The organism is Mesorhizobium sp. Ca11, assembly GCF_020165275.1.
In the GTDB taxonomy this organism is placed as follows: Bacteria; Pseudomonadota; Alphaproteobacteria; order Rhizobiales; family Rhizobiaceae; genus Mesorhizobium.
On sequence record NZ_JAIUHU010000005.1, the window covers coordinates 377,394 to 383,481 of the forward strand.

The following is a 6,088-nucleotide window of genomic DNA, read 5'->3' on the forward strand; positions in this document are numbered from 1 at the left end:
GAGGTCGTATTGATGAAGAACCTGAATGACAAAAGTCTCTTCCGCGAGGCCGGCCTCATCGGCGGGAGATGGGTCGCGGCAGGTTCCGGCAGGACGGTCGATGTGATTGATCCTGCGACACAGCTATCGGTCGGCACAGTGCCCGACATGGCTGGTCCGGAGACCCGCACGGCCATACAGGCCGCGGCTTCCGTCTATCAGGATTGGAAAAAGAAGACGCACGCCGAACGCGCCGCCCTGCTGGAGGCCTGGCATGGCCTGATGCTCAAGCACCTGGACGATCTTGCGCTGATCCTGACGACCGAACAGGGCAAGCCGCTGGACGAGGCCAGGGGCGAGATCCGCTACGGCGCCTCCTTCGTCAAATGGTTCGCCGAGGAGGCGCGCCGCATCAACGGCCACACCATTCCCGCGCCCACGGCCGACCGTCGCATCATCGTGCTGAAAGAGCCGGTTGGCGTTTGCGGCATCATCACGCCGTGGAATTTTCCCAATGCAATGATCACCCGCAAAGTCGCGCCGGCGTTGGCCGCCGGCTGCACCGTGGTCATCAAGCCGTCCGAGTTCACGCCCTATTCGGCACTGGCGCTGGGCGTGCTCGCTGAACGGGCGGGCATTCCGGCCGGCGTCGTCAACATCGTCACGGGCATGCCGGCCGAGATCGGCAACGAGATCATGGCGAACGAGACCGTGCGCAAGATTTCCTTCACCGGTTCGACTCGCGTGGGTTCGCTGCTGATGCGCGGGGCGGCCGACAGCGTCAAGCGGCTCAGCCTCGAGCTCGGCGGCAACGCGCCCTTCATCGTCTTCGATGACGCCGATCTCGACCTCGCCGTCGAAGGCGCGCTCGCCTCGAAATTCCGCAATGGCGGCCAGACCTGTGTCTGCGCCAACCGCATCCTCGTTCAGACCGCAGTCTATGAAGACTTCGCCGCCAAGCTCAGCGCCCGCGTCAATGCGTTGACGGTGGGACCGGGCACGCAGCCCGGCGTCGCGATCGGACCGATGATCAACATGGCGGCGGTCGAGAAGATCAATCGGCACGTCGAGGACGCGCTCGCCAAGGGCGCGACGATCGTCACCGAGAAGCCGGTGCTGCCGGAGGGCCCTCAGTATGTCGCGCCACTCGTGCTGGCCGGCGCCACGGCTGAGATGCAGCTCGCCGGCGAGGAGACTTTCGGTCCGGTCGCACCGCTTTTCCGTTTCGAGACGGAAGAGGACGCGATCGCACTGGCCAACGGCACGCCCTATGGGCTTGCTTCCTATTTCTACACCGAGAATCTGAAGCGCGCCTGGCGCGTCGGCGAGGCGCTGGAGTTCGGCATGGTGGGTCTCAACACCGGCTCGGTCTCGATGGAGATAGCCCCCTTCGGCGGCGTCAAGCAGTCCGGCCTCGGGCGCGAGGGCGCGCAGGCCGGCATCGAGGAATATTTGGAGATGAAGAGCTTCCACATAGGCGGGCTGGGCTAAACCCCAGCCCGATCACTGGATCCGGTCGAGCGCCTTGTAGTAGAGACCGACCATGGGCAGGAACCAAGGCTTGCCAGAATAGCCGGGAATGGCAGGCCACTCGACCCCCTTCACCGGATTGCGGTCCTCGCGGCCGAGCATGGCATCGGCCATGATCATGCCGAGATGGGTGGAGAGCTGCGCGCCGTGGCCGGAATAGCCCATCGCGTACCAGACCCCGTCATGGTAGCCGGCCCGCGGGAACCGGTCCTTGGTCATGTCGACCAGCCCGCCCCAGCAATAGTCGATCTTGACGTTCGCGAGCTGCGGGAAGATCGCCGCGAGGCTTGCCCGCAATATCTGTCCGCTCCTGGCATCGGAGCGCTGGTCCGATGTTGCCGAGAAGCGGGCGCGGCCGCCAAAGATCAGGCGCTTGTCCGGCGAAAGTCGGAAGTAGTTGCCGATGTTCATCGAGGTCACGCATGTCCGGTTGCCCGGCATGGTCACGGCGATCTCGGCGTCGCTCAGCGGCCGCGTGGCGATGATGAAGCTGCCGACGGAGATAAGCCTGCGGCGGAAATAGCCGAAATTCGATGTCGTGTAGGCGCCCGTGGCCAGCAGCACATTGTCGGCGCTGATGCGTCCGCGGGAGGTGGTCAGCTGATGCCGCGTACCGGACTGCCTGTGATCCGTCACCGCAGCATTCTCGTGGATAACGGCGCCATGGCGAACCGCGGCTGTCGCCAGCCCAGCCACATAGCGGCCCATATGCATCATGGCGCTTTTCTTCGAGAGCATTGCGCCATGGAAGGGCGAGCCGATCTCGGATTTGAGTTCGGCCGGCGACAGCAGCGCCGTATCCGGGTCCACTTCCGCATGGACGGCTTCGAAGTTGCGGGCGATCGCTTCGAAATGCTGCGGCTTGGAGGCGAGCTTCAGCTTGCCGGCGCGCCGGAAGTTACAATCGATTCCTTCCTCGGCGGCCAGCGCCTCGATGGTGTCGACGGACTCGTCCAGCGCCCGGTAGAGGGCTATCGCGCGTTCCTTGCCAAGCTCCGCCTTGGCCGAAAGGTAGCTGTGGGCGAGACCGTTGTTCAGGTGCCCGCCATTGCGTCCGGATGCGCCCCAGCCCACCCGCTCCGCTTCCAGCACGGCCACCTTGACGCCGGCCTTCGCCAGCTGGCGGGCGGCGGCGAGACCGGTGAAGCCGCCGCCGATGATCGCCGCATCATAGTGCCCCTCGACCGGGCCTTGCGCCCCGCCGGAAAAGACCGGGGCGGTGTCGTGCCAGTAGGAGACGAACTTCATCGGTAACCCGCCTGTTTCAGAGCCCGACCACACCCGGCAGCCCGGAAATATCGGATATCTCCACGTAGCCGTAATAGGGATTGGCCGGCTCGTGGCCGCGGTTGACCCAAACCTTGTTCTTGATGCCGAGATCATGGGCCGACATCAGGTCGTAGCGGAAGGAAGACGAACAGTGAAGGATGTCTTCTGGACCGCAGCCAAGCCTGTCGAGCATGTATTCGAAGGCCTTGAAGCGAGGCTTGTAAGCCTGTGCCTGCTCGGCCGTGTAGACGGCATGGAACGGTGCGCCGAGCTTTTCGACGTTGGACATGATCTGCGCGTTCATGGCGTTGGAGAGGATGACCAGCGGAATTTCCTTGGCGACCTTGGCAAGGCCGGCCGGAACGTCGGCGTGCGGCCCCCAGGTCGGCACGCGCTCATAGACCATTTTGGCGTCATCGGGGCTGAAGCCGACGCCATTGCGTTTGCAGGCGCGTTCCAGCGCATTGTGGATGACCTCGGCATAGGGCTTCCAGTCGCCCAGGATCTCATCTAGCCGGTACGCCGCGAAGTTCTTGATGAACTCCTGCATGCGCGGCTCGTCAAGCCGGCTGCCATAAAGATCGCGTGCCGCCTCCGCCATCTGGAAAAAAGTCAACGTGCCGTAGCAGTCGAAGGTGATGTATTTGGGCCTGAAGGAAGCCATGTCCGTCGATCTCCGGTGGAAACGCGCCCCGCTTTGGGATTTCGTCATCATATGCGGGCGGGCGGCCGGTCACTTGACCGAAATCGGCCCCGCGAAAGCAGAAAGTTGCGTATCCGCCGGCCGGTTTGGCACGCTGTAGCATCTTGCGGTCGGTCGAGAGGGTCGTCCGCGGCTTCCCGAGTTTCTGCCCGCGGCCCCGCGCCAGCACAAGATGCGGCGCACCCCCTGCGCAAAGGCGGATGATACTGCCGAAGTCGAAACCTTCAGACGATCTGCGGCGCACCGATGACCGAGACTTGGGGCCAGATGGAAAGGTGCCTCATGCAGCAAGGCGAGATCGAACTCCAGGACTTTGGGCCGGATCATATCGAGGGCGCAGTCGCGCTTTCTCGCCAGGAGAACTGGCCGCATCGCCCGCAGGACTGGCAGATGGCGCTGCAACTCTCCAGCGGCGCGGTCGCGCTCGACGACCAGGGCCGGGTCACCGGGACAATCCTGGTAACGCCCTACGGCGCCGATTGCGCCATGATCAACATGGTGATCGTCGACAGGAACGCGCGGGGCAAAGGACTCGGGCGCCGGCTCATGGAACAGGCCTTCGCCCTTGCCGGCGACCGGCCACTGCGACTTGTCGCGACAACCGACGGCATGCCCCTTTATGAGAAGCTGGGCTTTATGCCCTCGGGCACGATTCTTCAGCACCAAGGCCAGGTGGCAGCGCTTGAGGCTCCCGAGGGTGTGGAAGCCGCGAGCACCCACGATCTGCTGGAAATCAAGGCTCTGGACCGTGACGCCTACGGCGCCGACCGTGAAGCTTTGATCGATGCGCTGGCCGAGCGGGGTGAATTCGCAGTCATCCGCCGCAAAGGCATCATCGCGGCCTATGCCGCAATCCGCCCATTCGGACGCGGCGAGGTGATTGGCCCCGTCATTGCGGGCAGCGCCGCGGACGCCAAAGGGCTGATTAGCTTCTTCGCCGCGTCGCGCCCCGGCGCCTTCCTGCGCGTGGATACCGACAGCCGCACCGGCCTCGCGGGCTGGCTGACCGAAATCGGCCTCGCCCATGTCGGCGGCGGAGTCGCCATGGACCGTCCTGCCAGGGCGGATGCGGCAACGGTTAGGCCGAAAGTTTACGCCCTCGCCAACCAGGCGCTCGGATAGTCCGGAGGACAACAATGCTCGCCAATTCCCTGATCGAACTCGACCGCGCCCACCTCGTCCACCCGGTCTCCTCCTATCGCGGCCACGAGGCGCTCGGCGTGCGGGTGCTGAAATCGGCGAAGGGCGCTACCGTGACCGACGCGTCCGGCAAGCAACTCGTCGATGGCTTCGCCGGGCTGTGGTGCGTGAATGCAGGCTATGGTCATGACAGCATCGTCGAGGCGGCGGCCCGGCAGATGCGCGAGTTGCCCTACGCCACCGCCTATTTCGATCTCGGCTCGGAGCCCGCCATCCGGCTCGCCTCGGAGTTGGCGGACCGCGCGCCCGGCGATCTCAACCACGTCTATTTCACGCTTGGCGGCTCGGATGCGGTCGACAGCACGATCCGTTTCGTCCGCTATTACTGGAATGCCAAGGGCGAGCCGCAGCGCGACCAGTTCATTTCCATCGAGCAAAGTTATCACGGATCGTCGGTGGTCGGCGCTGGCCTGACCGCCCTGCCCGCCTTTCATGCCGGCTTCGGCATTCCCTTCGAATGGCAGCACAAGATCCCCTCGCCCTATCCTTATCGCAATCCGGTTGGCGATGACCCGAACGCCATCACCGCCGCATCGCTTGCGGCGCTGAAGGGCAGGATCGAGGCGATCGGGCCGGAGCGGGTCGCCGCCTTCTATGCCGAGCCGATCCAGGGCTCGGGCGGCGTCATTGTGCCGCCGAAGGGCTGGATCAAGGCGATCCGCGAACTCTGCCGTGAGTATGGCATCTTGTTCATCGCCGACGAGGTGATCACTGGTTTCGGCCGCACAGGCCCCCTGTTTGCCTGCACGCAGGAGGATATCGTTCCCGACTTCATGACGACGGCGAAAGGCTTGACCTCGGGCTATGTCCCGATGGGCGCCGTGTTCATGGCTGACCATGTCTACAACACCATCGCCGATGGCGCGGGTGCGTCTGCGGTCGGCCATGGCTACACCTATTCCGCCCATCCGGTCAGCGCAGCCGTCGCGCTCGAAGTGCTGAAGCTCTATGAAAACGGAATCCTTGAGAACGGCATCAAGGCCGGCGCCCGCCTGATGGCGGGCCTGTCAGGGTTGAGCGACCATCCGCTGGTCGGCGACGTCCGCGGTCGCGGCATGCTTGCCGCGATCGAGCTGGTGGTCGACAAAAAGAAGAAAACGCCGCTTCCAGCCTCGGCCATGCCGGCGCGGCGCGTCTTCGATCGGGCGTGGGACAATGGCCTGATCATCCGCGCCTTCGCGCACGGTGTTCTCGGCTATGCCCCTCCGCTCTGCTGCACGGACAGCGACATCGATGCCATTATCGAGCGCACGCGCCGAACGCTGGACCAGACGCTCGAGGACCCGGACGTGCGCCAGGCGCTGGCATGACGAGAGATGATTATGTCGTGTCTCGAAATATCGCTGGGGCAGACGATTTCGCAATTTTGTGCCGCTACCTCGCGCCTTTTCGGCGAATCCAGCGCAG

The 6,088-nt window shown here is 64.4% G+C and carries 5 protein-coding genes; 3 read left to right on the top strand and 2 right to left on the bottom strand.

The genetic code is table 11. From position 1 onward, the window contains the following. The first annotated feature begins 12 nt into the window (after nt 1-12). On the top strand, nt 13-1,470 hold the full coding sequence (locus tag LB538_RS12130; protein ID WP_224523327.1) for an NAD-dependent succinate-semialdehyde dehydrogenase: 1,458 nt from the start codon (nt 13-15) through the stop codon (nt 1,468-1,470). A 12-nt stretch (nt 1,471-1,482) separates the two neighbouring features. Here LB538_RS12130 and LB538_RS12135 read toward each other — a convergent pair whose 3' ends face one another. Next, on the bottom strand, nt 1,483-2,757 hold the full coding sequence (locus tag LB538_RS12135) for an NAD(P)/FAD-dependent oxidoreductase (RefSeq protein WP_224523328.1): 1,275 nt from the start codon (nt 2,755-2,757) through the stop codon (nt 1,483-1,485). A gap of 16 nt (nt 2,758-2,773) precedes the next feature. Further along, entirely contained in the window at nt 2,774-3,442 is a 669-nt protein-coding gene (locus tag LB538_RS12140) for a haloacid dehalogenase type II (RefSeq protein WP_224523329.1), read from the bottom strand. A 321-nt stretch (nt 3,443-3,763) separates the two neighbouring features. Between LB538_RS12140 and LB538_RS12145 the strand changes: the two genes are divergently transcribed. Next, a complete protein-coding gene (locus LB538_RS12145) occupies nt 3,764-4,603 on the top strand; it encodes a GNAT family N-acetyltransferase (protein WP_224523330.1) in 840 nt (279 codons plus the stop codon). 14 nt (nt 4,604-4,617) lie between these two features. Next, nucleotides 4,618-5,991, top strand: a complete 1,374-nt coding sequence (locus tag LB538_RS12150) for an aspartate aminotransferase family protein (RefSeq protein WP_224523332.1) — start codon at nt 4,618-4,620, stop codon at nt 5,989-5,991. The last annotated feature ends 97 nt before the right edge of the window (nt 5,992-6,088 follow it).

Bases quoted from the DNA above. Each gene is read 5' to 3' on its own strand.
- LB538_RS12150 (WP_224523332.1), top strand. From the start codon at position 4,618: ATGCTCGCCAATTCCCTGATCGAACTCGACCGCGCCCACCTCGTCCAC.
- LB538_RS12145 (WP_224523330.1), top strand. From the start codon at position 3,764: ATGCAGCAAGGCGAGATCGAACTCCAGGACTTTGGGCCGGATCATATC.
- LB538_RS12140 (WP_224523329.1), bottom strand. From the start codon at position 3,442: ATGGCTTCCTTCAGGCCCAAATACATCACCTTCGACTGCTACGGCACG.
- LB538_RS12135 (WP_224523328.1), bottom strand. From the start codon at position 2,757: ATGAAGTTCGTCTCCTACTGGCACGACACCGCCCCGGTCTTTTCCGGC.
- LB538_RS12130 (WP_224523327.1), top strand. From the start codon at position 13: ATGAAGAACCTGAATGACAAAAGTCTCTTCCGCGAGGCCGGCCTCATC.